22 protein-coding genes are annotated in these 25551 nt (G+C 49.2%); 9 read left to right on the top strand and 13 right to left on the bottom strand.

The window, feature by feature from the left end; genetic code table 11:
- Positions 1–5: 5 nt before the first annotated feature.
- The 6 genes from WH37_RS21625 to WH37_RS21600 form a co-directional block, all read right to left on the bottom strand.
- Positions 6–1556, bottom strand: a complete 1551-nt coding sequence (locus tag WH37_RS21625; protein WP_046232719.1) for an SAM-dependent methyltransferase — start codon at positions 1554–1556, stop codon at positions 6–8.
- A gap of 380 nt (positions 1557–1936) precedes the next feature.
- Positions 1937–2857, bottom strand: a complete 921-nt coding sequence (locus WH37_RS21620) for an MBL fold metallo-hydrolase (RefSeq protein ID WP_231594314.1) — start codon at positions 2855–2857, stop codon at positions 1937–1939.
- Between the two features lie 25 nt (positions 2858–2882).
- Positions 2883–3929, bottom strand: a complete 1047-nt coding sequence (locus WH37_RS21615; RefSeq protein WP_046232717.1) for an ABC transporter substrate-binding protein — start codon at positions 3927–3929, stop codon at positions 2883–2885.
- Positions 3930–3956: 27 nt separating this feature from the next.
- The gene (locus tag WH37_RS21610) at positions 3957–4649 is read right to left on the bottom strand and encodes an ABC transporter permease (protein ID WP_231594313.1); all 693 of its coding nucleotides are present in this window, start codon (positions 4647–4649) and stop codon (positions 3957–3959) included.
- A 4-nt stretch (positions 4650–4653) separates the two neighbouring features.
- Complete coding sequence (locus WH37_RS21605; RefSeq protein WP_046232715.1) at positions 4654–5493, bottom strand: ABC transporter ATP-binding protein; 840 nt, start codon at positions 5491–5493, stop codon at positions 4654–4656.
- A 29-nt stretch (positions 5494–5522) separates the two neighbouring features.
- Positions 5523–6203 carry a Crp/Fnr family transcriptional regulator gene (locus tag WH37_RS21600; protein WP_052737130.1) on the bottom strand — a complete coding sequence of 227 codons (681 nt, stop codon included), beginning with the start codon at positions 6201–6203 and terminating at the stop codon, positions 5523–5525.
- 883 nt (positions 6204–7086) lie between these two features.
- Here WH37_RS21600 and WH37_RS21595 point away from each other — a divergent pair.
- The 5 genes from WH37_RS21595 (at position 7087) to WH37_RS21575 (ending at position 13718) form a co-directional block, all read left to right on the top strand.
- Entirely contained in the window at positions 7087–8643 is a 1557-nt protein-coding gene (locus tag WH37_RS21595; protein WP_046232714.1) for a response regulator transcription factor, read from the top strand.
- Positions 8644–8650: 7 nt separating this feature from the next.
- Positions 8651–10393: a sensor histidine kinase gene (locus WH37_RS21590; protein ID WP_046232713.1), complete on the top strand. Its 1743-nt coding sequence runs from the start codon at positions 8651–8653 to the stop codon at positions 10391–10393.
- 170 nt (positions 10394–10563) lie between these two features.
- Positions 10564–11940 carry an ABC transporter substrate-binding protein gene (locus WH37_RS21585; RefSeq protein ID WP_231594312.1) on the top strand — a complete coding sequence of 459 codons (1377 nt, stop codon included), beginning with the start codon at positions 10564–10566 and terminating at the stop codon, positions 11938–11940.
- An 87-nt stretch (positions 11941–12027) separates the two neighbouring features.
- Complete coding sequence (locus tag WH37_RS21580) at positions 12028–12915, top strand: carbohydrate ABC transporter permease (RefSeq protein ID WP_046232712.1); 888 nt, start codon at positions 12028–12030, stop codon at positions 12913–12915.
- Entirely contained in the window at positions 12912–13718 is an 807-nt protein-coding gene (locus WH37_RS21575; RefSeq protein WP_046232711.1) for a carbohydrate ABC transporter permease, read from the top strand. Before WH37_RS21580 ends, WH37_RS21575 begins: the two co-directional genes overlap by 4 nt.
- Before the next feature lie 301 nt (positions 13719–14019).
- Here WH37_RS21575 and WH37_RS21570 read toward each other — a convergent pair whose 3' ends face one another.
- From WH37_RS21570 to WH37_RS21550, 5 genes are read right to left on the bottom strand one after another with little or no spacing between them, the layout of a single operon-like run.
- The gene (locus WH37_RS21570; protein WP_197091391.1) at positions 14020–15375 is read right to left on the bottom strand and encodes an ABC transporter substrate-binding protein; all 1356 of its coding nucleotides are present in this window, start codon (positions 15373–15375) and stop codon (positions 14020–14022) included.
- Between the two features lie 13 nt (positions 15376–15388).
- Entirely contained in the window at positions 15389–16207 is an 819-nt protein-coding gene (locus WH37_RS21565; protein WP_046232709.1) for an RND family efflux transporter, read from the bottom strand.
- Positions 16208–16210: 3 nt separating this feature from the next.
- Positions 16211–16543: an efflux RND transporter periplasmic adaptor subunit gene (locus WH37_RS21560; protein ID WP_046232708.1), complete on the bottom strand. Its 333-nt coding sequence runs from the start codon at positions 16541–16543 to the stop codon at positions 16211–16213.
- A gap of 45 nt (positions 16544–16588) precedes the next feature.
- Positions 16589–17443, bottom strand: coding sequence for a carbohydrate ABC transporter permease (locus WH37_RS21555; protein WP_046232707.1), 855 nt, complete (start codon positions 17441–17443; stop codon positions 16589–16591).
- 10 nt (positions 17444–17453) lie between these two features.
- Positions 17454–18323: a carbohydrate ABC transporter permease gene (locus WH37_RS21550; RefSeq protein ID WP_046232706.1), complete on the bottom strand. Its 870-nt coding sequence runs from the start codon at positions 18321–18323 to the stop codon at positions 17454–17456.
- Between the two features lie 193 nt (positions 18324–18516).
- Here WH37_RS21550 and WH37_RS21545 point away from each other — a divergent pair, with 193 nt between their 5' ends.
- From WH37_RS21545 to WH37_RS21530, 4 genes are all read left to right on the top strand, one after another.
- Positions 18517–19230 carry a response regulator transcription factor gene (locus tag WH37_RS21545; protein ID WP_046232705.1) on the top strand — a complete coding sequence of 238 codons (714 nt, stop codon included), beginning with the start codon at positions 18517–18519 and terminating at the stop codon, positions 19228–19230.
- Positions 19223–20620 (top strand): sensor histidine kinase, encoded by a 1398-nt coding sequence (locus WH37_RS21540; RefSeq protein ID WP_052737127.1) that lies wholly within the window; start codon positions 19223–19225, stop codon positions 20618–20620. The genes WH37_RS21545 and WH37_RS21540 overlap by 8 nt, the downstream gene beginning before the upstream one ends.
- Positions 20621–20688: 68 nt before the next feature.
- Entirely contained in the window at positions 20689–21492 is an 804-nt protein-coding gene (locus WH37_RS21535; protein ID WP_046232704.1) for an alpha/beta fold hydrolase, read from the top strand.
- Positions 21493–21626: 134 nt separating this feature from the next.
- Positions 21627–22319: an MIP/aquaporin family protein gene (locus WH37_RS21530; RefSeq protein ID WP_046232703.1), complete on the top strand. Its 693-nt coding sequence runs from the start codon at positions 21627–21629 to the stop codon at positions 22317–22319.
- A 186-nt stretch (positions 22320–22505) separates the two neighbouring features.
- Here WH37_RS21530 and WH37_RS21525 read toward each other — a convergent pair whose 3' ends face one another.
- A complete protein-coding gene (locus tag WH37_RS21525; RefSeq protein WP_046232702.1) occupies positions 22506–23621 on the bottom strand; it encodes a response regulator in 1116 nt (371 codons plus the stop codon).
- A complete protein-coding gene (locus tag WH37_RS21520) occupies positions 23618–25351 on the bottom strand; it encodes a sensor histidine kinase (protein WP_046232701.1) in 1734 nt (577 codons plus the stop codon). The genes WH37_RS21525 and WH37_RS21520 overlap by 4 nt, the downstream gene beginning before the upstream one ends.
- Positions 25352–25551: the final 200 nt, after the last annotated feature.

Below are 25551 nucleotides of genomic sequence, written 5' to 3'. Positions count from 1 at the left end.
GCCTTCTATTCAAATCGGCTTAACAACGCCAAAGCCTCTTCATGATCAGGCTCAAGCTCCAAAAATTGCTGAATATAGCCCAATGCCTGCTCGTCCAACTCTAGCTCAAAACAGCTAATAGCGAGACAATAAAACACGGACGAAACAATCTCATCTTGTTCTTGCTGCACCGATATTTCTAGAAAATGCTTGGATTCTTCGTACATTTCCATTTCAAACAGCAGCAAGCCAGCATCCAGTGCCAAGTCATAACGCTGCTCCATGACATAGTACGACGACCACATCAGCTGGATGCCTCTTAGAAGATCCTGCATTTCTTCATCATTTGCATCCGGCAGCAGGCTGGCTATTTGCTTCGTGCTCTGAATGAAAAACTCCGCATCATATCCACCCAAACGCCAAAAGCTCAATAATGGTTGCAGCTCCATGCTGGCGAGATTGCGGTCAACCCACATTTTCATGCTGAAAAACTCGTCCGGACCAAAACGTTCAATAAATCGGCGGTAGGCTAATCTGGTATTAGAGTACGCCAGCGGCTGATCCATATGGAGAATGCAGCCAACATTTATATTTTTATAATGATGCGGGGGAAATAACGCTTGGGCTCCTCTTTGTTCAAACACATGCTGTATCGCATGGTAGTTGGCGGTTAATGAAAAGCTGCCATGCAGGAACAGCTCTGGCGGCTCGGCAAATTTCCAATTACCCGGCAGGTGGTCGCCTTTGTCAGCGGTTATCAATAGGAAGCCTGCCTGAGATAACTGATTCAATCGCTCCAAGCAGGTTAAGCCAGCGGAAGGAAATAAAATATGCGAATCTTCCAGCTGGTCCTGATATACGGCGATGACATCACGGTAAGGATAGTCGTCTTGCTCATACTCGGGTGCCCGCCTGTGCTCATAATGCAAAGCGATTTGATCTAATAGTTCGGCTGGTTTAAGAGCATCCCTATTGTCAGGATATTCGACAAAAACATCCGCTTCATATATCTGGCCGTCGCCTACATAAATCAGCTCTTGTGGAATGCTGTCAAAAAAATAATTGGCGACAATGATTAATGGCTGCTCTAAGTCTTGCTCTCTAATGGTTGTGCCTGACACGACGAGGCTTAGCGCCGTATCATGAACCGCATCAAATCGTGCAAAATCTAGCAGTCCCTCGGCGATAAAAGCTTGCAGGGCAGGATGCTCCTGCCAGGCCAGAACATTTTTCATGGCCAAATCGGTCATAATATAGCGGAAAGGGGGGAGTACTATCCCCGCATAGTCTCTCAACTGGCATAGCTCATGCAGCACATGATAGGCGAGACGGCCTGCTCCAGCCCCTAGCTCTACAATAAACACAGGCTCTGAGCTTTTCCCCATATTTGCCCGATCTTGAAGCAGCCCAAATATCATTTCGGCATAGGCGGCAGCAATCATCGGATTACTCGTTATATATTGAGGAACTTGATCATTGTTCCAAGCCTTCATTCCTTCTTCTTCGAAATATTCCCTTTGAATATGCCATATAGGAGCTTCACTGAAGCGATAGCGTTGTGTTTGATTAGTGGTCATTTAAACAAATCCTGCCTTCTGAAAGTTATTGCGTTCCGTTGCATTCCAGCTTGCTTGCCTGCACATTACTTATTTTCATAATATCCCTTTTTATGATAGCACATTCCTTTCAAATACGCCGTTTCAACCTGCCTTGCGAATGGCAACACAGATATTTCAAGCTTGAAAGAATAAAACCATCATGACTCCGATTGCATTAAAAAAAAGGACGCCTAAATCAGCGCCCTAATAGTTAATGAAATGAAATGACTTAATCAGATTCAATAAGTCCGACTTTCTTTAAATCTTCAATCTTCAGATACATCGTCCGTTTATACTTCTTGACATGTATGTCATCTAAAACAAGATAGAAGGGCACCCTGCCGGGTGCCCTTTGTCCGCTACTTTAATTCGAAGACCATCAAGTCGCGACCTACTGTGATCGGGCCAGCGTAAATGCCAGCCATCCCCTCGATATACGCTTGCTCGGCCTTTAGATTCGCCGCTGGCGCGGGAATGTGATGCGTGAGCACGAGATGCTTGACTCCCGCCCGTTGCGCGATTGCAGCCGCTTCCAGCGTCGTCGTATGATACTTCGCGGGGTTTGACAGCGCCTTCTCGTGCTTCGGATATTGCGCGGTCAGGGCGTCAAGCCACGACTTGTTGTACGCTTCGTGAACGAGCAGATCTGCCCCGGTCGCTTGTTTCTCCGTATTGGCCACCGGAATCGTATCGCCTGATATAACGACCGTCTTGCCGTTATACTCGAACTTGTAAGCGATAGCAGGATAGACAGGGCGATGGTCCACTTCGAAGGCCGTAATTCGGATGCCGTCCTTGTCGTAGACAACACCCTCGTTGCATTCCGTATACTCGATTAGCGAGCCCGCTTCATCCGACAGATTATAGCTGATTCGGAGCTTGACGTCGAACTCGAAGGACTCCCGCATTTTGCCGATGATCTCCTTCGTCGTCTCTGGTCCGTACACTTGCATGGGCACTGAACGACCTTCGAAGACACGTTCTGCGGTAATATGCGTGCGCCAACTCGTGATGAACACGTCGAAGAATCCTCCGTTATGATCGTAATGGTGATGGGTGAACAGGACATCGGATATCCGTTGAGGCATGATGCCCGCTTTGATTAGTTGGTCCACCGTAGAGCCCCCGCAATCAACGAGGAACGTCTTGTCTCCCGCGAGCACCGCGGCTCCGGGCTTCGCTCGACCATAGAAGGCACGGGGAGAACCCGTCCCGAGCAGAACGACGGTCAGATCTGGGTGGTAGTCTGGCCTCAAATTCATTTGTGGCTGGATATACATTGCTGTCAGCCCTCTCATCTTCGTTTTATTTGCCTTCCTGCGTCTCCTTCAGCAGCGACAGATCGTACAAGCCTGCCAGATCCAAGCCATCTGCTCCTACTCCCTTGATATAGCCGGCATCGACCGCTACCTGCGCCATTATCTTCAAGGAATCTTGGTCGATGTTCATCGTCAGATTTAGATGAGACAGTGTGGCCTTGATCAATTCGGCTTCCAAGCCCTTGCCCGTCAGTTCCTTCAACTCGTCGCTAACGAGAGAATACGTGTCGCCTGGACTATCCTTGATAAACTTGATTGCGTCCTCGTTGGCCAGAAGAACGGATTTGGCCAAATTCCGATGTTCCTTCAGGAAGTCGTCGCTAGTTACGATAATCGTAAGTGGATAATTCCCCTTGTTCGGCGGAATCTGATCCCACTCGACGGCGATATTACCGATGCCTTCGTTCGCGATCTGCGTCCCCCATGGCTCCGGCAATAGCGCCGCGTCTACCTGGCCTTGCTTCATGGCCGTCAGCGTATCCGCCGGAGCCATCGCAATAAGCTGAACCCCGCTCTTGTCCGTCGACACCTTCAGGCCCTGCTCCTGAAGAAGCAGACGCAGAGAGATCTCGTTCGTGCTCCCCTTTGTCGGGATGGCGACCAGCTTGCCCGCCAAGTCCTTGACGCTCGTCACGCCGGAGCCCTTCCTCGTCACTAGCACGGCGCCGCCGTTGTTCGCTCCTGACAGAATCTTGATGTTCTTGCTCCTTATATATTGGTTGATTATCGGGCTTGGCCCGACGTAGCCGATGTCGATCTGGCCTGTCGCCATTGCAGTCGAGAAGTCGGAGCCGTTGTTAAAGCCCTGTACTTCGAACTTCACATTAGCGCCAAGACGGTCTTGCAGATAGCCCTTCTTGATCGCTACGAAGGCCGGAGCATGGGTCACGTTCTTGAGCAAGCCGATCCTCACCGTAATTGGGTCGACCGACTTGGAGCTTCCGTTACTCCCCGAACCAGAGGTCCCGCAGCCGGAAAGCAGAGTCAGAATCAAGACGATCATAAGACTCGAATAAGCCACTTTTCTAAACATGCATCATTCCCCTTTTCCTAGTTAAGCTTACGTTTTGGCAGCATTCAGACCGTACTGGGTCCAGATCCGCTCCTCTATGCGCTTGAAGACGAGGTGGTCGGAGATCGTACCGAGAATCGCGATCACGAGTACGATGCAGAGCATAAGAGAGGTGTCGCCGAGGCTTCGCCCCTCCTCCAACAGCTGCCCCAAACCGATGCCGCGCGCAATGAGCTCACCGGAGACGAGTGCCCGCCAGGCGAACGCCCAGGCCATGCGCATGCCCGTAATGAGCTGTGGTATGGCTGCGGGGATCATCACTTGGTAAAAGAGTCGGAACCCGCGGCCTGTTCCAAACATCTGCGCCGACTTCAGATAGATTGGAGGAATGTTCTTGATCCCACTCCGACTCGCAATCGTCATCGTCCACGTCGCCCCAATCGTCGTGATGAACACTACGGCGAAGTCGTTCAGCCCGAACCATATGATAGCGAAAGGTAACCAAGCGATGCTCGGCACCGTCTGCAGAGCGACGACGACAAATCCGAACGTCTCGTCCAGCAGCCGGCTCCGAGCGAACAAGACGCCGAGTGTCATGCCGATGCCGCACGAGAGGACGAACGCGATGAGGATTCGCCTCAAGCTGCTGAGCGTCGCTTCGAGTAGTTGCCCATTTGCCATCCCATCGTAGAATGTCTGCACCGTCTGAAGCGCCGATGGAAAGCGCCAGCCCCAATGCATCGTCCTATATGCCGTCTCCCAGATTATTAGCAGTAGAATGAGAAAGAGGGCTTTTCTCCAGAGTGTAGTCATTGCCATATTCCTCCTTCGCCACCTTCTCCAGTTCAGCGGCCAACGTATCCATAATCTGACTTTCGATATGGTGCAGAAGAGAATCGCCAGGCTCCCGCGGCCGTGCCGCCTGTACGCGGAACTCCTTCTTAATCTTTCCCGGCCGGGTAGACATGACGAGCACTCTGTCCGACAGTATGACCGCCTCCCGAATGTTATGCGTGATGAACAGAATGGTCTTCCGCGTGTTCAGCCATATTTGCTCCAATTCCTTATGCAGCAGCAGCCTAGTCTGTTCGTCCAGTGCAGCGAACGGCTCATCCATGAGCAGAATCTCCGGGTCCATGACGAGCGCCCGCGCTATCGCCACCCTTTGCTTCATCCCGCCCGACAGCTCGTGGGGATAGCGGTCCGCAAACTTCCCCAAATGGACAGCCCGGATCTGCTCCATGGCTCGCTCGCGGCGCTCCTTCTTTTTGATTCCCTTTTGCTTGAGACCGAATGCGACGTTCTCCAGCACGGTAAGCCAAGGATACAGTGCATGGTCTTGGAATACGACGATTCGATCAGGCCCTGGGGCCGTGACTTCCTTGCCATTCGCTTCTACTCGGCCGTGATCCGCCCGCTCCAGACCTGCTACCAAGTTAAGCAGTGTGGACTTGCCGCAGCCGGAAGGACCGAGGATGGAGACGAACTCTCCCTTTCCTATCTCGAAGTCAATGTCTTCCAACGCAGTATAGCCCGCTCTACCCCGTTGCGCGAACGTCTTACCTACTCCTTCTACCCGAATCATGCTCCCGCCCCCCATGGCTTTCCACATCGTTACAAGTGCTGTTGGAACTCGTTGGTATCATGAATGACAACTATTTTCTTCTCATAGCGAATGATGCCTTCCTCCCGCCATCGACCCAATGTCTCCGTAACCGTCTGCCTGCTGCAGCCGATGACATAGGAGATCTCCTCATGGGTAAGCGAAAGCGTGACGACCGTCTCCTTCCCGACACGAACTCCGAGCTGCATTAGTAGCTGAGCCAGCCTCCAGGCAACCGGCCGTGAGATGAGCGTCTCTACGTAACGCTGTGTCTGCAGCAGACGACGGGCGTTGACCACCGTTAGCGCGTAAAGGGCATTCGGATGTCTCTTCAGCAAGCTGGTGAATTGGGAAGTCGGAATCGAGAGAATCCAGCTGTCCGTGATGCATCGCGCATAGCGTTGTCTCTTCTGCCCCGTCAGAACCTCGGCCGCACCGAACACCTCGCCCTTGTGCCTCAGGAACAAGGTAATGCTCTGGCCCTCTTGCGCAAACTGCGAGATCTTCACCAGTCCGTCCTGGACGAAATAGATCTCCTGACTTTCTTCCTCGCTCCTGAAGATAAAGGAGTTCTTCTTCATGCCACGAGAAGAGCCAAATTCCTGGAAGAGCTTCGCTAACGCGAGTTGCTCGGCTTCACCGTTATCCGTTACAGTTCCTTCCCAATAGGAGGACATACCCTCTTGGTCCATCGTCGTTCCACCCTTCTCTAGCTGTTGGCGAATTCAAAGTTTACCTATCGGTATTTACAATTATAATTCATGGTCTAAAACAAAAAAAGTCGGCTAGCCGACAAAATATAAGACGTATCATTGGTTTATTTGTCGGAGATGGTAGTGACAGAAAAAAATAAGGTGGTCCGGAAAGGCGGCAAGGCCTTAGAGACAACCAATATTGGATCCAATAGAATAACCGGACGCTCAAGAGGGCCACCATCAGAACTGGTTTCTTCACTCTTGGTATCTCAACCCCAAACATCCCATCGTTGATAATTGCTCCGCCAATTCTGTTATCATCGTACATAATCCAAAAACATTGATCAGTAAATTTAGTATCATTAAGTCGGGAATTCCAGTCGTACCACATTTCGATATCAGCATCTGAATATAGTACCTGATACACTGCAAATAAGTCTTATTCGGCCTATTCTGCCTTTGATCGCTACAGTCTGGACGGTATCTGGTTCGTGACGCGTCTGAAAAACAATACGCATGTGGAGCCGCTGGAGGAACTCGCTGTCCCCCTTTTTCATTTCACCCTGAAAAATAATTTACTGAATATTCACTTTTCTAAATGACTGCGTTTTTATGCAACGCTAGTGAGGATCGGTCATATAAAAAATACAAATATTCAGGTTTTCGTCGTATACTTGGCGAAAGTTAGTCCATTTCTAAGAACACCTTTGGGTTCTCAAATCATCTGTCATTTACGAGCCCTCCATGAATGAAATGAGGCATACAGGAAATTATTTTACATAGAGAAAGAATTTGAAAGAGAAAGACTCAGTTGTATTTAGATACATGGCGCAAAAGAATGATAAATTTTAAGCATTAAGAATATGGAGGCAAGAAACTGATGAACTGGGTTAAAGTGATGCTCGTGGATGATGAAGTGCTGGCGATTGAGCATATGAAAAATCTAATTTCGTGGCAGCAGCTCGGATACGAGATCGTCTGCACGGCGAACAAGCCATCGCAGGTCGTAAGATTGGCGCGGGAGCACCGCCCGGACTTGATCATTATGGATATCGTCATGCCTGGCAAGGATGGGCTGGCGCTTAGCAAGGAGCTGCTGGCGGAGAGACTGGTGCTGAAAATCGTGCTGCTCACCTCCTACAAGGAATTCGAGTACGCCAAGGAAGCGCTAAAGCTGGGCGTAGCCAACTATTGGATTAAGCATGAGATGGATGCGGAAGCGGTCAAACGAGAGCTTGGCGGTTTAAGGGAAGAGATTGAGAGCGATAGGCGGCTCCGGAAAAATGACCGCGGCAGACTGCTCGTTGACTGGCTCGGCGGGAGGCCTCTGTCGGACGCGCAGTGGAGGACGGCGACGGCTGAGGCAGGAGAAACGTTCGATCGGCTCCATCTGCTGGTGCTTGAGCCTGCACGGATTATGCCGCTGCTGCCCGGCGTAGTGTCCGATAATCCCGTATTGCCGCCGGAATGGCCGGGCGTGGAGGATTCCAGCCTTTTGGCGGCTATCCGCTTTCTAGACAGTTGCTTTGTGCTCATATACGGGGATAAGAGCAGCAGGGGTGAGGGCAAGATGCGGGAGCTGCTCGAGGAAAAGGCGGTCGAGGCACGGCGAACGATAGAACAGTTGACGGGCCGCCCTACATCCATGGCGATGGCCTACGGCTTGCCAAACCGGGCGGACGTTCCGGGCAAGCTCGCTGAAGCTTTGAAACGGCTGTCACTGGCGCTGTTCCACGGTCCTAGTCATCTGTTCCGATTGAACGAGCTTCGGCGTGAAGAAGAGAAGGTCCCCGTACATTTGGAATGGGAAGAAGGCTTAACGAAGACGAAAGAACTGCTGTCGGACAAAAAATATGAAGAAGCGGCACGGGAGGTTTCGACCTTGTTTACGCTAGCTTTGGAGGCAAAGGATGCGAATGGATTCGCGGACCTGTGTCGGCAGCTGGTCACCGTGTTGAACCGCTGTCGCTCCACTTGTGGGCTGCCATCTCTATCGGAGACTTGGGCGGCTGGCCCCGGCACGGCAGCCGATTGGACCTCGCTTGCAGGCATCCGCGATTGGTTTTTGTCGGAGTTGAATACGCTTGCAAAAACGGATGCCGGACTGCCTGCAGTTTCACGCAAAGTGCGCCAAGCGCTGGAGCAGATGGAGAGCCATTACGGCGATCCCGAGCTCGATGCGGATACGATTGCAAGGCAGCTCGGCATTTCGCGCGACCACTTTCGCCACTTGTTCAAGCTGGAGACAGGCAAAACAGCGCTCGACCGTCTCACAGAAATCCGGATAGAGAAGGCCAAGCAACTGCTGGACGAGGGCAATCTCAAGGTATATGAGATCGCCGACCGGGTCGGCTTCCGCAATGGGCAGTATTTTAGTCAAGTATTTCGCAAGGTGACGGGCATGACCCCGCTCGAATATATGGAGAAACGCAGGTGACCTTACAATGCGCATGAGGATTCGCACCAAGATTATCGCCAGCACCGTTCTTGTCGTCTCCATTTCGCTGATCCTTAGCGGCTTTTTCATCTACGACTACGCCAAGGACATTATTCGCGAGCAATCGATTAAGGACAGCCGGACGAAGCTCGCGCAAATTTCATTTCAATTGAAGAAAATCCAAGAGCAGGTCGTCAAGACAGCGGAGTACATCGTATCCGACGAGGAGATAACGGCACTAATTAATGCGCCAGCAAGCGAGGATATTGAGGTGAATTATTTTCGCAAGCAAGCCGTACAGGAAAAGCTCGGGCGGTTCGTGGCGCTCAGCAACTTCATCCTGAACGTCGTGATCGTTACGCCGAACGAGGAAACCTACTCCAATTACAGCGGATACGAGGAATATTTCTCCGAGTACTTGAAGCAGGACTGGTTTGTGAAAATGAAAGATACACGCGCTGCCTACAGTGAGCCGCATCCATTCTTCTTTATCAGCGGCAACCGGCAGGTTTTTAGTTACGTGTTGAAATACCGCCCAATCGGTCAGGACTTAGATGCGGAAAGCTATCTTGTCATCGATATCGCCTATTCGGAACTATCAAACGTCTTTTTGCAAAGCGCGCAGGATTTCGAGCAAATAGAGCTGTTCACCGGCTCAGGCGCATTGCTGCTTGCCGCCAATGATAAGCTGCCAGAATCGGACCGGTCGTTTATGGCGAGCGCATTACATTCCGGCGAGCCATTTGCGGAGAACGCCCGCACCATCGTGTTGACTGACGACGCGATGAGCCAAGGATGGAAACAGGCGGCTTTGCTGTCTAAGAGCAAATTGTTTATGAAAATTAATCGCGTTTTCTTTTTCTATATCATCATCATTATTACCGCCATTATCGTAACGCTGGTCGTCATGCTGCCCATTATTGTCAATCTGATGAAGCCATTGATTCGGCTGACGAACGCGATGAAGCGCGTAGCGGTCGGCGATCTCGGGACAAGCGTCCAAATTCGCAGCGGGGATGAGCTGGAGATTTTGGGCACGGGTTTCAATCGGATGGTCAGAGACTTGAAAAACCTGATGGACACTGCCGTACAGAACGAAACGGTGAAACGGCAAATGCAAATCGATTTATTGATGGCTCAGATCAATCCGCATTTCCTGTACAACTCCTTGAATACGGTTATTTACTTGTCCCACGCCAATCGCGGGGCAGAAGCGGCCGAAGTGACTCAGGCGCTCATCTCTATTTTGCAAAATACGATCAAGACGGGGGAGGGGGCCGTGCGTGCGCCGCTGTCGGAAGAGAAGCGGATCATCGACAAATACACGGTCATCCAGCAGACTCGTTATCCTGGCCAATTCCGGCTCGTCTGGGAGATGGATGAAGCACTGCTTGACCGTTCGGTTCCCCGGCTGGTGCTGCAGCCTCTCGTCGAGAACGCGATTGTACACGGCATCATTCCGTCGGATTTAGAGGAGGGCATCATTATTGTACGGGCTTACCGGGACGGAGAACAGCTTGTTTTGGAAGTTGAAGACGACGGTCAAGGCATGACTGTGCCCGAAGAAGGCTGGAAGATGCAGATGGGACAGGGGGGACAGGAGCCCGAGCGCACGAGAGGAATCGGCTTGTCCAACATTCAAGAACGGCTGCAAACCCATTTTGGCGCTTCGGCGCGTCTGGAAGTATTTAGTGAATGGGGGCAGGGCACCCTTATACGAATTAAGCTTCCTTGGACCGATCAAGCGTAAACGGCTGTCGCCGTCCTCTGGCGGCAAAGCTACCGTTTCGAGGGTGAAATCGATTTGATCACCGGATTTTATACGAAATCGCCGTTTTGGCTAATTACCACCTAACAGGGTCCTGGGTTACGATATCAGTGTAAGCACTTACAAAATTATTTTTAGGGGGACTCACCATCGTGAACAGAAGAAAAAATGCCAAATGGGTGGGCGGTTTCATATCTCTGCTTATGGTGACGGGGCTGCTCGCAGCCTGCGGCGGCAACAACACCACTGGAGACAACGGTACTGGTAACAATGGAAGCACTGCTGCTCCGTCGGCGTCGGCTGCGGTCAGCACTGATCCGACGCAGATTAGCGGCACCGTTAAAGTATGGGATTGGGACGAAGCGTTTCAGAAGGGCATGATCGTGGAATTTAATAAGAAATACCCGAACATCAAAGTTGAAGTAACCGTCGTTAATCCGAACGACTACCTACAGAAGCTGCAAAGCGGCATCGCTTCCGGCTCTGACGTTCCAGACGTCATCCTTGGAGAGTCGGCTTACCGCGGCAAGCTGTTTGACCTTGATGTACTCGACAACCTGGAAGCAGCACCTTATAACTTCGATAAAAGCACCATCATAGATTACGTTGTGCCGTACGTTTCTAATTCCAAGGGCGAAGTCATCGCTGTCGATCAATCGCTGACGCCTGCCGGGTTCGCTTACCGGAGAGATTTGGCGAAGGAATACTGGGGCACGGATGATCCGGCTGAGCTAGAGAAAAAGATTTCGACATGGGATGATTTCATCGCCGCTGGCAAAGAGCTGAAAGACAAAAGCGCTGGCAAGGTGCTGATGTTCCCAGGTCTGGGTGACGCCTATCTTGCCTTGAAAGGGCAAAATTTCGTTTCCTACGTGAACGGCACCGAAATCGATTTGACAACCAAGCTGCAAAAGCCTTTGAACCGCTTGTTTGAGATGCGTGACGCTGGCATTATCGGCAAAAATGAATTGTGGACACCGGCTTGGTCTGCTTCCATGGCGAAAGGCGAGTTCATGTTCTATCCGATGGCACCATGGGGAGCCAAATGGCATATTTCAGCTAACGATCCGGATGGGTCGGGACGCTGGGGTCTCCTTAAAGCGCCAGAAGGCGGATTCACCCGCGGTGGCACAGCAATCGGCATTTACAAGGACAGCAAAGTCAAGGATGCCGCTTGGGCATTCATCCAGTATGCTTACTTGTCCGATGAAGGCTCCGCATATAACTTCAAGACGTTCGGCAACATGACCAGCTCCAAGTCGTTCTATGAAACCCAAAAAGCGCTCATCGACGCACCGGGGGCTTACGATGAATTTTTCGGCGGCCAAAATCTCGCGAAATATTTCGTCGAGAATATCGTTCCAGATATGAAAGGCGAGGCGCAGTCCAAATACGATTCTGTCTTGGACTCTGTATTTAACGCTCTGTACCCGCTATGGATGAAGGACGAGTCGGTTACAGCCGATTCCGCCCTGCAGAAGTTCATTCAGGAAACGAAAAACAAAGCGTCGGACGCGACCGTTAAGTAAATTTTGGGAAAACGAGGGATGACCGTGAATGCGGAACGCATAATCAACACTTCCGCCGCATCCAGCAAACGCAGATGGGGGCCACGCATGTGGCCCTATCTTTTCGCCCTGCCTTTTGTGCTGACGTATGCGGCGTTTCAATTGTATCCAGTCCTTTACTCATTCGTGCTCAGTCTGCATGACTGGAATGGCATAGGTGACAAGACGTATGTCGGCTTTAAAAACTATGTACAGCTTTGGACAAATGACCCTTTGTTCATTAAATCCTTGTGGAACACCCTGATCATGATGGCTATGTTTATACCAGTAACCTTGATTCTAGGGCTCACGCTGGCGTATTGGACGTTCAATTTGACGCGCGGCAAGAGATTATTTCAGACAATCAATGTACTTCCATATATAACGACCCCGGTAGCCATCGGCTTTATTTTCTCCTACTTGTTCGACTGGCAGACGGGAATTGTGAACTTGCTCCTTACGAAATTTGAAATACTGGAAGAAGGCTTTTACTGGCTTCAGGACCCATGGGGCTCCAGGGCAATTATCGCTCTAATGGTCATATGGCGCAATCTCGGGTATTTTATGATTATTTTTATGGCCGGCATGACAGTTATTCCTCAGGACGTATACGAAGCAGCCAAGGTAGACGGCTCTACAGGACTTCATACATTCCGTAAAATCACGATGCCCTTGCTTCGGAACATTATCGTATTTCTCGTCGTCACATCCGTTATTAACGGATTGCAATTATTCGATGAACCAAAGCTGCTTTACGGCGGATGGTCGGGCTCGGCACAGGTAGGCGGTCCTGACAACACAGCTCTTACAATTATTTGGAAATTTGTGGACGAATCATTCGGTTCCAATACACGTTTCGGCTATGCTTCAGCCATTGCCTACTCGCTGTTCTTGCTAATCGTGCTATTCTCCATACTAAGCTACCGATTGACAGCACCTAAGGAGGACAAACGATGAAAACAGCGTTGATGTGGTTTTGTCTAATTGTCATTTCCCTGCTCTCGCTCTTTCCGTTCTATATTATGATCGTAATGGGAACCCATTACAGCGAGGATCTATTCAAGGGGATTCCGATCCTTCCAGGCAGCTATTTGGGGGAAAATCTGAAGACGGTCCTGCAGGCCGACTTCATAAAAGTATACGGAAACAGCTTGATTGTATCCGTTGTATCTGTCGTGCTGGCGACATTCACCAGCACACTCATCGGCTATGCCGTGGCGAAGTTCCAATTTCGCGGACGCAAGCTGCTCCAGACCTTCGTTATCATCACGATGATGGTGCCGACTCAAGTCGGATTGATTGGTTATATTATCGAAATGAGGCATCTCGGCGTCGGCAATACGCTATGGCCGGTCATCCTTGTCTGGGCCGCATTCCCGTTTGGCGCATTTTTTATGATCCAGTTCATGCGCGATTCGATTCCAAACGACCTGCTGGAATGTGCGCGAATTGACGGCTGCTCGGAGCCCGGTATTTTCGTTCGGATCGTGCTGCCCATTATGAAACCGGGTTTGGCAACGCTCGCGACTCTCGTGTTTCTATGGTCATGGAACAACTATTTGCTGCCTCTCGTAACAATCAACAAATCCGAGTGGTACACGCTCCCGATATTTATCTCGAATCTGGGCATCGTACATCGGACTGATTACGCGGCACGAATGACTGCGTTGACCATGACAACAATTCCCGTGCTGATTCTGTTTATTCTTGGCTCGAAAACGTTTATGAAGGGCTTGACCGCTGGCGCGGTCAAAGGTTAAACGTTATAGGTGACATGAGCCATATGTAGTCCTCGTTCTTCCATCATTTCTACCAGACTACGATAACTGAGGCTGTATTTTTACCATCAGATGTCAAGCAAGATAATCACCGATTCAACGAATCATTTAAACGGCTACACAAAGAAGTCACTCTACAAGAGTGACTTCTTTGTGTATGATTCGCCTCCCAGCGGAGGGCATCCGAGATTTTCAAAGGCTTGGTGCGCAGGCTCATCTACAGGCAGATACACGACAATTTGCAGGTACATCCGGTTGCTCATCCCTTCGTTTTCATATCCTATCATTCGTTCAAATACGTATTCACCCGATTTTGGATCAGCTTGCTCACTTCCTCCGCCGATTTCTGGCCGCTCATGTACGAATCGAATTCTTCTATGGCGATCGCGGATACCTTTATGTCTCCAGGCGCTTTCGTCCTCGCCCTTTCCAATATCTCCTGTAGCGCTAGAATATTTCCCTTGAGAGTTTCTGCGCTGGGCTTTCCCCCCGGAACGGGAATCTTTCCTTGTTCAATCATTTGACGACCCTCTTCGAGCGTTTTATCCAATACACTTTTATTTAATGGATACCCTCCCAATTGGGGAGAAGCCTGCATCTCTTCCGAGAGCAGAAATTTTATAAATTCCCAGGCTTCCGGTTGTACCTTCGATTTGCTGTTTATGCCGAGCAGCAACGTTGTACGGTAACCGAAGCCGCTCGGCTTTCCGTCAAAGGAAGGCATCTGCAAAAATTGCGTATCCGATCGAAGCATGTCCATCAAAGCGCTCAGCGGTTCGACAAGTCCGTTCAGGGAAAACATCGTTTGTTTCTGATCCATCACAGGCTCAGCACTCAAAATGCCTTCGTCATACATCGATTTGATCTGCCGCATGACGTTCCTGAATGGTTCGGTATCGAAATTCGTTTTTCCTTGACCGACAAGCTCTGAGTAATGAGCGTCGATGTATTGATAAAGCATCTGCGAAGGAGGCATGTTGGCGAAAGACGGGAAGCTGCTGCCTATTTGGCCCTGCAACTTCTTGGCGATGTCCTTGAACTGATTCCATGTCCATGCGCTGTCGTCGATCGTTATTTTGGCCTTGTTCAACAGAGGGGTATTCGCCATGATGACCTTCTCCAAATAGAAACTAAACGGTATTGAGTAAAGGCCTTCTCCGACTTGAGAGGTTTGCAAAATGTTTTGGTAATATTGACTCTTATCGAATGACGCGTCCTTACTGATCAGGTCATTTAAATTGATCAATATTTTTTTCTCAATGAATTTTTCCTGCGGCAAGTTATCCATGGCGATCAAATCAGAGGCGTTTCCCGATAGTGCCTGAGTGGTGACGGTCTGTACGAATTTCTCCATATCCTCCTGCGTCATCCCAGGCATAGCCGTTCCTCCGCCCGATTGCGGCGTTGATTTGTATTCGTTGATTTCGATATGGATATCCTTATGAAGCTCTTCAAATTTCTGGACGGCCGTTAGCAGAAACGGGTCTGCATTCATCACGGCTACGGCAACCGTTTTTTGACCAGCAGGCGCCTTAATGTCTTGGGGTGCTGTAAGGTCGTCAGTGCCGGTTTCTTTGCCGCTGCATGCAGTAAGCAATAATAACGAGCACAATAGGAAATATATCCAATTCTTCTTCAAAGCCATCATCCTCTCAATCCAGTCGAATTCTGTTGTCTTCTTGCAGGGGTTCGCTTGTTTCCGCGATGATATCGTCTTTCGCAAATAGTCCGTCCAAGACAATAATCTCCTCTTCGTTCCAATCTCCCGTCTTCACATATGCTTTATGTACGGTGTAGATATTGCCCAGTGAATTTTTGTTCTCACGAACGACGAGCACATAGCTTCCTTTCTCATCCTTCTTCAGTCTCTCTTTGCGTATGACTAATCCTTGCTGTTCGGCCTTTTTCTCCACGGCTACGCTGGCTGCCTCACCTCCTTGCAGGCTGTCGCCGGAGACGAACACAACGACTGCTTTACGGCGATCCGCGCCCTCTTCTCCATTCCCGTTCAGAGCTCCGCCTTCTGCGCCCAGATTGCCATTTGACTCGCCGCCGCTTCCCTGTGACACATCCTTGATTTCAGCAATCTTCCCTTCCAATTGCCAATTTTTCTCCCCTTTCACATCCACCGTCACTTTCTCATTGTTCTGAAGAAGGGACGCCGATTCTTCGTCCGTCGTGAAGGAGAACTGGAAGCCTTCTTCCGTCTTTATCAACTCGAGCAAAATTTGCCCTGGGGCCATGTTTGTTCCTTCCTCCGCCTGAAGATTCGCAACCACCCCTTCAAAAGGAGCTTTGAGCGTACGGTTACGGGATAATTCCTTGCGCATTTGATCGATTGTTCGCTGCCCGATGTCCCGGTCCAACTGCCAGCTCTTCAAGTCGCGTACAGCTTTACGAATCATCTCTTCGCTCCCCTCCCGTTGCGTAAGCACATACTGTTCTTGCAACGCCTCCAAGTTCAAGATCATCTTCTACAGCCGGGCTTCCTCATCTAGCAGTTGCTGCTGCGCCTTCGTACTGTCGAACGTAATAAGAACCTGCCCTTTCTTTACGCGCTCGTTATCGTGCACATGCACCTTCGCGGCCTTCCAACCGCTTTCGTTCACAAGAGCTGTCATTTGCCGCGGGGTAATCATGCCGTCGCCTTTAATGAAATGCGACAATGTTTTTTTGACGGGTTTCTCCGTCGTCACTTTCGGAAGCATAACGGATTGGATCGTATTGCTGAATATCGTTAAACCGGCTAACACGAGGAAAAACAAAGTCAATAGGATGCCTGTCAGTCGCTGGCGTCGTATTACCATGGGATCGCTCTCCTTTTTTCTTGCTGCAGTAAACCATTCTTCACATCATCCTTTTACGCCTGAAAGCTGTACGCCTTGGATAAAATACGGTTCGGCGGACAGAAACAAGAGTACCATCGGTATCATATAAACCACGGAAGCGGCAAACGAGACGCCCAGCGCTTCTTCCTGAATGCGGGACAAAAAAATGGACAGCGGCTGCAATCCGGGATCCTCTAAAAAAATGAGCGGCTGCTCAACCATATTCCAATAGTCGGCGAACAGCAGCACGACAAGCGCGGCGATCCCCGGCTTGACCATCGGCAAGACGACCGAAAGGAAAATTCGGAAATAGCCTGCCCCGTCCATTCTGGCAGCCTCCATGTAGGCTGAGTGGATATGAAGCATAAATTGCCTTAATAAGAACACGCCGAATGCGCCGAACACGCTCGGCAATATGATCGAGCTGTAGCTATTCAGCAGTCCCAGCCGATCTACCATCATGTAATTGGGTACCAACGTTACTTGGAACGGCATTACCATCGTAATTAAGTAAAGAAAAAACAAGGGGTCTCTCCCCGGAAAACGCAGCTTGCCGAAAGCGAATGCGGCTAATACCGATACCGCCGCTTGTCCGACAATGATGGATGCCGACATGTAAACGGAATTCCAATACAATCGTAAGAATACCGATGTCTCGATCAATACGTTCGAATATTGCTGGAAGGAAACCCAATCAGGAATCCATTTCATGTTTACAAACAAACTGGAGTCGCTTTTTCCCAGCATCCTGTAATTTGCCATAATCTCCCTCTCGGTCATGAGAGAATTGACGACCGTCAAGGCTACCGGAGCAAGCAGAAAGGCTGCTATTGCAATCAATAGAAACGTGCACAACAAGAGCATTAACGGGTTCTTCATGTAGTTCGCCTCATTCCATAAAAGAGCTGAATGCCCGTTCAGTTCGGAACAATACGGCAACAAGCGCCAGAATACCGACTGCCATTACTACCGCTGCGGCAGACAGCTTGTGAATATCGAGAGACAGGAACATGTTGTTCATATAATGCTGCATCATATAGATGCGATCATAGGGATAATCGCCAGTTAGCAAATACGTCTCGCGAAACATTTTAAATGAATTCAGCACAGACATCAGCACGATCAGAACCGTCGTTGGCGTCAAATACGTCAAAGTAATCTGCAGCAGCTTGCGAACCGGACCGGCCCCTTCCAAATCCGCGATTTCATAATATTGCTCCGGAATATTCTGGAGTCCGGCCAGAAAAAGGATGATGTTGTACCCCACGTACTTCCAAATATAGATCAGAAGGAGAACAAGGCTGGCCCAATCCGATTTTATCCAATCCTGACGGCTCATACCCCAATCATTCCATATAGCATTTAACACACCGTTCCAATCGAACAGGATCTGCCATACCATGACAATCGAGGCAGCCGGTACAACGAGGGGAAGGACATAGGCCGTCCGCAACCAATTGCGTAAAAAAACTCGCTGGTTCAAGAGCATCGCCAAAGCAAGCGACAAGACGATAAGAGTCGGCACGCTGATTGCTGTGAACCAGAACGTATTGGCCGCTGCTTTCTGGAAAGAGGAACTCTGGAACAGTTCTCGATAGCTGGCAAGCGTCAACCCTTCACCTTCGAGCCGGCCTTGAAAGGAAATGACTATGTTCTGACCAAACGGGATCAGATAAAACACCGCAAAACCGATTAGGCTCGGAGCGAGAAAAGCAAAAGCGACTCCAGCTTCCTTGTATGCCAGCCGATGCATCTTCATGTATGGATCCTCCTATGGTTACGCGGTATCACGCTGCGCAAATTTTTATTTTGCTTCTTTGTTTTTAGTATAGCGATCGCCTAAGTTGAAACTTCGGAAGAGGTGTGGAAAGAATGAGGAAAAAGTGTGGAAATTAGCTGAGTCGATCCGTTTCCTGATACTATGGAAGAGATTCAGGTTTGGAGGTTGTGAAATGAAGTCTTATCAAATCGCGATTGTAGAGGACGATTCACAGATCCGTGGAATCGTAGAAGCTTATTTGCAGAAAGAAGGCTACCGGACGATTCCGCTCCCGACTGCGGAAGAAGCGTGGGAATTATGGAAGGACGAACCGCCGGATATGTGGATTCTTGACATTATGCTGCCAGGGATGAACGGCTTTGAATTGTGCCGCCACATCCGTAAAGAAGCCGAGGTTCCCATTATTATGGTTTCCGCACGGGATGAGGAGGTCGATAAAATCCTCGGTCTGGAGCTCGGAAGCGACGATTACATGACCAAGCCATTCAGCCCCAGAGAATTAGTTGCACGGGTGAACCGTTTGTTTCACCGATTCAGCTCTATCCGGCAATGGCAGGAATCCCCGGCCTCACCCCAGTCGCACAATATACAAATAGAAGCAAGCCGTTTGCGGCTGTCCCTTTCAGAAAGACGCGTATTTTGGCATGAAGACGAAATTGAGATGACCCTGAAAGAATTCAAGCTGCTTCAGACGTTGGCCGAGCAGCCGAATCGCGCCTTCTCCAGAGACGAGCTGCTGGACCAGGTTTGGGGAGACGACTATTTTGGCAGCGAGCGGGCGGTTGACGATCTGGTGAAGCGGCTCCGCAGAAAAATAAACGAGCTTCCGATCGAAACCGTCTGGGGCCATGGATACCGTTTGAAAATGGAAGGGAAAGATGAATAACGTGAAGTTGATTCACCGGCTTAATCTATCCTTTGGGATTCTTCTTCTTAGCGTTCTGACGATTACGGCGGTTCTCATCTACCCCCTGCTTTTCAATACCTTAATTGACAGACAGCGGCAAGAGATGCAGACCCAGGGCAGCATGCTGATGAATTTCGCTGTTCCTTCCACCCCCGCAATGCCGGTGCAATCCCCGAAGCCGATGGAACAGAAGGACAGCGTAATAGAGGATCGTCAAATCGATATGGTATTGTTTGCGCCCAATGAGCAAGTGATTTACAGTAACCTGCCTCCCGCAAAAGCGATGAAATGGATCGAACTATCGAAACAATCAAAATTGGATAAGGGAATCTGGCGTGGCGAAAACGATAAATATATTGTCGAAACCATTTCAACAAAAGGAAGCATGTCGATGGCGAAGGACATCACCGCCGTAATGGCCACTCCAATAAGTGAAATTAAATCCCTTCAGCTTTCCTTATTCCTGCGATTGATGATCATCCTGTTCGTAGGCGGAATTACGGCTTTTCTGTTAAGCACATTGATTACGAAACGACTTGTTACACCGCTGGCAAATTTACGAGACGAGCTGAAGAAAGTAGAAACACGTCGATTCTCTGAGGTCCGATTGGTCGCATCCGGAGGGGAAATCGGAGAGGTGGCGAAAAGCGTCTATCAGCTCGCCGGTGTGCTGGAGAAATATCAACGGACCCAGAAACAGTTTTTCCAGAACGTTTCCCATGAGTTGAAGACACCCCTTACATCCATACAAGGCTTTACCGAGGGCATTAAAGACGGCGTCTTTACGGGAGTGGCCGCCGAGAAGGCGCTGAACGCCATTGTCAACGAATGCGTCCGATTAAAAAAAATCGTGACAGAGATGATCCTGCTGGGCAAGCTGGAGAGCGAAGAAGGCATTTTCCATATGGATAAGGTGGCGGTGCAGGATTTGCTTGCCCAGACAGTGGAGCGAATCAATCCGCTGATCGTCAAGAAGGGATTGCAGGTGCGAATGTCCGGAGAAGAGAAGGAGCTTTATATTTATGCCGACCGCGAAAAGCTGCTGCAGGCGCTAATCAACATTGTAAGCAACGCCACGCGCTATGCCAAGGATACAATCCGCTTTCAAACATCTGCAAACGATAACGGCATTGACATCGAGATTGCGGATGACGGCGAAGGGATTTCCGACGACTTGCTGCCCCTCCTCTTTCAACGCTTCGTCAAAGGAAAGAACGGTGAAACGGGGCTCGGCTTGGCCATCTCCCGCGCGATTGTCGAACGGTGCAACGGACAGATCTCGGCCCGCAACCAACCTGAAGGCGGAGCCTTGTTTGTTTTGCATTTCCCGAAAAGCACTTTCTGGCCCCAAAGAAGTAACGATGGTTGACTTTGAATAACAGAAACCGCTTTGAGGCGAAAACGTAATAGGAGGAAAATAAGGATTAGAGGTGAAAAATGAAGCCTATAACGAAGAAAAAAATCCAGACGATACATGGAACCTTTGAATACGCACAATCCGGGCAAGGCTCCCCAGCTGTCATTTTTATTAATGGCGGTAGCGGACCAATTGAGGGTTGGTACAAAGTATTTCATGAGACAGCTCAAGAAACTTCCGTTTTTGCATATAACCGACTAGGAGTTAGCGGCAGTGATAAACCCCATAGTCCTCAGCACGGAAATGAGATCGTAGCTTCACTTGTACAAGTGCTTGCCGATATAGAGCTTCCTCCTCCTTATATTCTTGTCGGGCATTCCTTAGGAGGGTTATACGCCAACTTATTTGCCCGTCTCTTCCCCGACCAAGTAGCAGGTGTAGTGCTGCTAGACTCCAGTCATCCGCAGGATCTAATCATCAATGATACCCAAAATGCATTCATCCGAGGGATCAATCGATTGCTGGCAATCTTTGATTTTTTATCTCCTCACCGCAAGTGGAATGAGGTTCATTTTGTGGAGCAGACCGTCCAGCAAATAGAATTGGCCGGCCCTTTTCCCGATAGGCCTCTCTTTGTCGTTTCGGGCAATAAAAAGCCACCAATGATGCCTGAGCATGTTATGGAAATTCGGAGAAAGAATCAGTTAGGTCTTGTGCAATTAAGCACGCATGGCCATCATGTCCTTGCTTCCCACAGCGGACACTTCCCCCAACTAACAGAGCCAGATATAGTGATCCAGACTATTCAAAAATGTATCCAGCTTGCCGTTACTCATGATACGGTTCAACTGAACGGGCCTATCATCGAAAAAAGATCTACTTGATCGACAAACCGTCGGCAATCAGCTTCAATATTCACTTAAAATCGACGTTTCTAAAAAAAACTCTCCTTGTTCAGTTTTTGTAAATATGCTTCATTTATAATCAAACTGATATTTAATCATTGGGAGGTAAGGTTATGAACGCTTCATTCAAAAAATATGCTGCCGAATTCATTGGAACATTCGTCCTTGTTCTGTTTGGCTGCGGCAGTGCCGCTACAGCGGGAGGTGAGCTTGGGTATTTGGGAATCGCATTAGCATTCGGGCTGTCTATTGTGGCGATGGCCTACGTCATCGGTCCGATATCGGGGTGTCATATTAACCCGGCGGTTTCACTCGCCATGCTCATTAGCCGTAAATTATCGGGAACCGACTTCATCGGGTACGTGGTTTCACAAATCGCTGGCGCTATTGCAGGCTCCGCCATTTTGTACGCTATTATCGTCTCCTCGGGCATGCCCACAACGGGACTCGGTCAGAATGGTTTCGGCCCTGGCTACGGGATCGGGATTACAGCGCTGATGGCATTCATTGTCGAAATCATCTTAACCTTCGTTTTTATTTATACGATCCTGGGTGTGACCGCAACTGAGGGCAATGGAAACGTAACAGGCCTTGTCATCGGGTTGACGCTCGCTTTTGTGCATATTCTTGGCATCGCCTTAACAGGAACATCCGTCAATCCTGCAAGAAGTCTGGGACCAGCATTGCTGCTCGGCGACCAGGCCTTATCCCAAGTGTGGGTGTTTCTTATCGCCCCGCTTGCCGGCTCGGTGCTGGCCGTTGCTGCGTATAAGTGGCTGAACAGCCATAAGGGAAAGCAAGCGTAAAAAATGAATAACAATCAGGTTGGAGGCTGCCCATTAGTTGAGCAGCCGTCCTGCTTGAGTATGTTATTCATAATAGTTTCGCGGGATTTCGAGAGAAGAGGGCTATTGGGAGGTTTTCCAGCAGCTCTTTTTTTGTGTTTGCGTATTCCCTCGACAAAAAGACCCCCTCAATATACGAGGAGGCGATCACTGGTATAATTTATAAATCTGAAGAAATTCCTCTGAAGGCTGCAGGCCCAGCTCATCAAACAGCAATTGCGTATAGTGCTCATAATAGCTGCTTATGGACTGCCGATCTCCCATAGCTCCGAGAATTTTTAGCAGCAGAAGATTTGACTCTTCTTCAAATTCATTGCGCGCTACGATTCTTCTCGCTATTTGCTGCGCTTCTCTAAAACGCTTCTGGTCTAGCAGCCAGCTTGCGAGACGCTTAGCCAAGGAATCATATATAATGGCCAACCGTTCACGTTCCACAGCTGCCCACTCAAAAGATTTATCATCAAACAAATCACCTGCAAATTGTTTCTCCAGCTCTATGGCCATCGCTACATTGGATGCGTTGATTTCGGATAATGCCTTCGCATGCTGCTCAAATTGAATAAAATCAACATCGGCCTGATCTAAGTCAACACGATACTGCTCTTGCGCTGAAATGACCACCTCTTTCAACCCATGCGGTGACAACACTTTTCTAAGCTGGTAAACCGCTGTACGGAGATAAGTTTCCGCATTCTTAAGAGGCATATCCGGGAAAATATCCTCCAAAATACGGATTTTAGACGTGCTGCGACTATGGTTAATGAGCAAATAGGCGAATAATTCCATGCTTTTTTTAGAAATCCATCTTACAGTACCCTCTTGCTTGCTGCTAACCTCGAAACACCCTAAACCACGAACCGACAGTCGATTAGAGGTGAGGTCCCCCGTATGATGGGAAGAAGCGTTCTGTCTGCTTGCCGCTTGTGTAATTGTCTGGGCTAAGCGCTTTCTGGAAACCGGCTTAACCATATAGTCCAATGGATAAACATCGTAGGCTTGAATGGCAAATTCAGAATGGGACGTCGTAAATACGATATCTAGCTTACCACGAATCGAACGCAAGCTGTGGGCCAGCTCTAACCCGTCATCCCCAGCTATCTTAATATCTAGAAAGGCCAGCTCCACGTCATTTTCCTGAACGAAGCCCAGCGCCTCAGCAGCATTTTGGAAGCTTCCTACAAGCTCTACGTCCTCCATAGTCGACAATAACCGCTTCATAGCGAGCAGCATGGCAGGCTCATCGTCAACGATAACCACTTTCATCGCTCTGTTCCGCCTCTCACGCTGAATTGAAATAGGCTTCCTTGCCCTAGCTTACTTTCCACCCATAAATCCCCACCGCTTAGCTTTATAAACTGCCGGCTAACAAGCAGCCCAAGTCCCGCTCCCTTCTCTCCCAAGGTACCCGTCAATGAGTTTAACTGCTGCTCGCTAAGCAGCCTATGAACCTGTTCCTCGTCCATCCCGACTCCGTCATCGCGGATTGAAACAACCACCATATCCTCCGATAACTGGGCCTCTATATGAACAGAACCACCCTGTCCAGAAAACTTAATCGCGTTGGATAATAAGTTGCGGATCACTAAGCCAAGCACCTGCTGATCAGCGTACACATAAGTCTCAGCAGCAATGGTGTGATGCATATTTATTTGTTTAGCCTCGCTAGTAATATGCAGCAGATGGATGCACTCCTCCACAACCTCAGACAACTCTAGCCGTTGTGGACGGAGGACAATATCTTCCCGCTGGCTGCGGAACCACTCCAGCAAATTATTGGCCATGCCGAGCGTATTACGAATCTGTCCACCTAGCGCCTCAACGATTTCACGATGATCGCTCTCCATTCTGCCTCTGTCCTCTTCTAGAAGCTCAACCAGTTGGAATTGCAACGCCAGGGGACTGCGAATATCATGCGAGACGATCGTGAACAGTTGATCCTTCAACTGGTTGAGCTGTGCGATCTGCTCTAGATGCCGCTGCTTCTCTGTTATATCGAAGATAAGGGATATGCTGCCCTGCGTCTGTTTGCTCCGCTTTTGCAGCGGATATACGTTCACACTATAAATCTTTCTCTCGCCATAGAGCCAAGTGTCAATTTCTACACTGCCCTGCTGCATGGACTTGCACAACTTTTGCCATTGCGGCCATGGTGCCAGCAGCTCCGCCATATCCCGGTTATAAATCTCGGCATGACCCAGCTCTGAAAGCCACTGAACAGCCTGTTTATTGCTGTCGATGATCTTTCCTGAAGCATTCGCAATCAATATACCTTCCTGAAGCGTATCGAGCACGGCATCCCTAGCATAAGGAACAATAGAGAAAAACTTATACCGCATGGCAATGACCAGCATGATGATGCCTGTGAAACCACAATAAACCGACAGCCTTAACAGCCATGATGACATTTCCGGATTCAAAAATTTAACGATCTCAAGCACAAACGGAAATGACCCTAGAAATAGGACCCACATGCCTGGCTTGCGAAATTCATCTCGAATACTCCGCACATAATGAACTAAAAAATAAATACATACACTCACGATGCTGTAACAAACGAGAGTAAATATAATGGAATAGATGGTTCTCGTCGTTATTAATTGGCCGTTATAGAACTCAATCGTGCGAAAAATCAAATGAAGCTCGGGATCGAACCATACAAGCAGCGACCATAACACGAATACCGTGAACAGCAGAACTTTCCATCGAAGCTTAATTACCTTGTCGGAACCGATCAAATAATACACAAATAAGACTAAGAACGGAACCATTAAATTAAGCATCGTATGCTGAACATTACGAAAAATCAGCTTTTCCATTAATAAAGAACGGCTCTGCTCCATAATGATGGCACCGGAGTATATAAACCGGCAGACCGTCAAGCCGATAAGATAGCCTACTCCACGCACTCTTCTAAAACCGTATTCCGATAATAATATGATCCCCATCATTATCAATGAAGCAATCATAGAGACGAGCTCTATTGTGGAATCCATAAGGAAAGTCCCTCTATATTTGACATAAATAGAATAATAGCTTTTTTTATTCTCTCCATACAGTATACGAATACGAAACCATAGAGCGCAACATAAGTTGTTGCATATTTCATCAAAAAAGCCAATTATTCGACAGCATGGGATAGGGGCTGAAGCCGCAGCATACATAGAAAATCAAAAAAAGACTGGCCGAGCATATC

This window comes from Paenibacillus algorifonticola, from assembly GCF_000971975.1.
Lineage (GTDB): Bacteria > Bacillota > Bacilli > Paenibacillales > Paenibacillaceae > Pristimantibacillus > Pristimantibacillus algorifonticola.
This window is presented reverse-complemented; position numbering and strand designations above follow the sequence as displayed.

Excerpts from the sequence above, each read along its gene's own strand:
- WH37_RS21625 (WP_046232719.1), bottom strand. The coding sequence starts at position 1,556 with ATGACCACTAATCAAACACAACGCTATCGCTTCAGTGAAGCTCCTATA.
- WH37_RS21620 (WP_231594314.1), bottom strand. The coding sequence starts at position 2,857 with ATGTATATCCAGCCACAAATGAATTTGAGGCCAGACTACCACCCAGAT.
- WH37_RS21615 (WP_046232717.1), bottom strand. The coding sequence starts at position 3,929 with ATGTTTAGAAAAGTGGCTTATTCGAGTCTTATGATCGTCTTGATTCTG.
- WH37_RS21610 (WP_231594313.1), bottom strand. The coding sequence starts at position 4,649 with ATGCATTGGGGCTGGCGCTTTCCATCGGCGCTTCAGACGGTGCAGACA.
- WH37_RS21605 (WP_046232715.1), bottom strand. The coding sequence starts at position 5,493 with ATGATTCGGGTAGAAGGAGTAGGTAAGACGTTCGCGCAACGGGGTAGA.
- WH37_RS21600 (WP_052737130.1), bottom strand. The coding sequence starts at position 6,203 with ATGGACCAAGAGGGTATGTCCTCCTATTGGGAAGGAACTGTAACGGAT.
- WH37_RS21595 (WP_046232714.1), top strand. The coding sequence starts at position 7,087 with ATGAACTGGGTTAAAGTGATGCTCGTGGATGATGAAGTGCTGGCGATT.
- WH37_RS21590 (WP_046232713.1), top strand. The coding sequence starts at position 8,651 with ATGCGCATGAGGATTCGCACCAAGATTATCGCCAGCACCGTTCTTGTC.
- WH37_RS21580 (WP_046232712.1), top strand. The coding sequence starts at position 12,028 with ATGTGGCCCTATCTTTTCGCCCTGCCTTTTGTGCTGACGTATGCGGCG.
- WH37_RS21575 (WP_046232711.1), top strand. The coding sequence starts at position 12,912 with ATGAAAACAGCGTTGATGTGGTTTTGTCTAATTGTCATTTCCCTGCTC.
- WH37_RS21565 (WP_046232709.1), bottom strand. The coding sequence starts at position 16,207 with ATGATCTTGAACTTGGAGGCGTTGCAAGAACAGTATGTGCTTACGCAA.
- WH37_RS21560 (WP_046232708.1), bottom strand. The coding sequence starts at position 16,543 with ATGGTAATACGACGCCAGCGACTGACAGGCATCCTATTGACTTTGTTT.
- WH37_RS21555 (WP_046232707.1), bottom strand. The coding sequence starts at position 17,443 with ATGAAGAACCCGTTAATGCTCTTGTTGTGCACGTTTCTATTGATTGCA.
- WH37_RS21550 (WP_046232706.1), bottom strand. The coding sequence starts at position 18,323 with ATGAAGATGCATCGGCTGGCATACAAGGAAGCTGGAGTCGCTTTTGCT.
- WH37_RS21545 (WP_046232705.1), top strand. The coding sequence starts at position 18,517 with ATGAAGTCTTATCAAATCGCGATTGTAGAGGACGATTCACAGATCCGT.
- WH37_RS21540 (WP_052737127.1), top strand. The coding sequence starts at position 19,223 with ATGAATAACGTGAAGTTGATTCACCGGCTTAATCTATCCTTTGGGATT.
- WH37_RS21535 (WP_046232704.1), top strand. The coding sequence starts at position 20,689 with ATGAAGCCTATAACGAAGAAAAAAATCCAGACGATACATGGAACCTTT.
- WH37_RS21530 (WP_046232703.1), top strand. The coding sequence starts at position 21,627 with ATGAACGCTTCATTCAAAAAATATGCTGCCGAATTCATTGGAACATTC.
- WH37_RS21525 (WP_046232702.1), bottom strand. The coding sequence starts at position 23,621 with ATGAAAGTGGTTATCGTTGACGATGAGCCTGCCATGCTGCTCGCTATG.
- WH37_RS21520 (WP_046232701.1), bottom strand. The coding sequence starts at position 25,351 with ATGGATTCCACAATAGAGCTCGTCTCTATGATTGCTTCATTGATAATG.